This is a genomic window from Pseudomonas sp. K5002, from assembly GCF_013386655.1.
Taxonomy (GTDB): Bacteria; Pseudomonadota; Gammaproteobacteria; order Pseudomonadales; family Pseudomonadaceae; genus Aquipseudomonas.
The window spans coordinates 1-1,527 of record NZ_JACARK010000306.1 but is presented as its reverse complement, the minus strand read 5'-3'; the positions used below and the strand labels follow the sequence as shown (position 1 = coordinate 1,527).

Annotated in this window: 2 protein-coding genes and 1 pseudogene; 1 reads left to right on the top strand and 2 read right to left on the bottom strand. The window is 62.1% G+C overall.

The window, feature by feature from the left end:
- The coding region (locus HX846_RS15545) for a YceH family protein (RefSeq protein WP_178965669.1) at positions 1-609 on the bottom strand (609 nt) is incomplete at its 3' end.
- Positions 610-735: 126 nt separating this feature from the next.
- Between HX846_RS15545 and HX846_RS15540 the strand changes: the two genes are divergently transcribed.
- On the top strand, positions 736-1,245 hold the full coding sequence (locus tag HX846_RS15540) for a DUF1993 family protein (RefSeq protein WP_003211233.1): 510 nt from the start codon (positions 736-738) through the stop codon (positions 1,243-1,245).
- A gap of 69 nt (positions 1,246-1,314) precedes the next feature.
- Here the strand turns inward: HX846_RS15540 and HX846_RS15535 are convergent.
- A pseudogene (locus HX846_RS15535) lies at positions 1,315-1,527 on the bottom strand (serine/threonine transporter SstT); the annotation flags it as partial.

Sequence of the window (1,527 nt, the reverse complement as noted above, 5' to 3'; positions counted from 1 at the left end):
CCGCGCTTCCAGCTCTTCGATACGCTCCAGGGAAACCCCACTTCCCGCACCACGCTCCACCGGATTCCCACGCGCCGCCAGGATCGCTTCAATGTCCGCCGGGTCGCCCAGGGCGTGCATGTACCGATCCTCCCGCTGCCCCGACTGACGCGGCACCAACAACGCCAGCCCACGGGCAATCAGGCGTTCCAGTTGATGCACCACCTGCTCGGCGTCTTCAAAGTCATGCATGCGCCCGCTGCGGGTCAGCAGTTCGTTGACCGTCTGCGGCCCCCGCAGAAACAGCAACCCGCTGAGAATCACCTGGGCCGGCACCAGCTCCAGCGCCTTGTCCACCCGATGCTCCCAGCGGTCGGCGCGGCTGCCCATCACCAGCCGGGTAAACCCGCGGCCTTCCAGGGCCCGCAGGCTCTGGCCAACCTGGCCCTGGCTGAGGTTCATCACCGGTTCGCGGCTGGTTTTCTGGTTACAGGCGATCACCAGCGCGTTGAGGGTCAACGGGTAGGTTTCGGGACTGGTGGCCTGTTTTTCGATCAGGCAGCCAAGGATGCGGATTTCCGTGCTGTTCAGGCGCGGCTCTTCGGAAGTGGTGTCGTGCTCGGTGGTCATCGCGCTTTCCCTAATGCAGTGAGCTCACTAGCCTAATCCTGAAAAAATAAAAGACAAGCGGCGCCGGTGGCCGGCATGTCTATAATCGCGGCTGTTTCAAACCCTGCCACAACTGTCGAGACTGTCATGACTATTTCCCTGTACGCCGCTTCCCTCCCGGTCTTCAAGCAAATGCTCAACGCCCTGAGCGATGTGCTGAACAAGGCCGAGGCCCACGCCACCGCCAAGAACATCGACCCGAACGCCTTCCTGCAGGCACGCCTGTACCCGGACATGTTCCCGCTGGTGCGCCAGGTGCAGATCGCCGTCGACTTCGCCAAAGGCGTTTCTGCCCGCCTGGCTGAAATCGAAGTTCCGAAATACGACGATACAGAAGTCACCTTCGCCGACCTGCAAGCGCTGATCGCCAAGGTCCTGGCGTTTATCGACACCATCACCCCGGCCCAGGTCGACGGTAAAGAAGGCATCGAGATCATCACTCGCCCTGGCACCCCGAAAGAGAAGCGCTTCAGCGGCCAGTCGTACCTGCTGAGCTACGGCCTACCGCAGTTCTTCTTCCACGTCACCACCGCTTACGCCTTACTGCGTCACAACGGCGTGGAAGTGGGCAAGCGCGACTACATGGGCGCGTTCTAAGCCTTGTAATAAAAAGCCCGGGGCGGTTCATTCACGAACCGCCCCGGGCTTTTTTTGTGCGCGCAAGGTCTACGCGGCTTGTTCTTCCTTGCCCAGGCACGCGGCAGCGGTGAACAACACGTCGGTGGACGAGTTCAGTGCGGTCTCCGCCGAGTCCTGCAACACGCCGATGATGAAGCCCACGGCCACCACCTGCATGGCGATTTCGCTGGGAATGCCGAACAGGCTGCACGCCAGCGGGATCAACAGCAGCGAGCCCCCGGCAACCCCCGACGCGCCGCA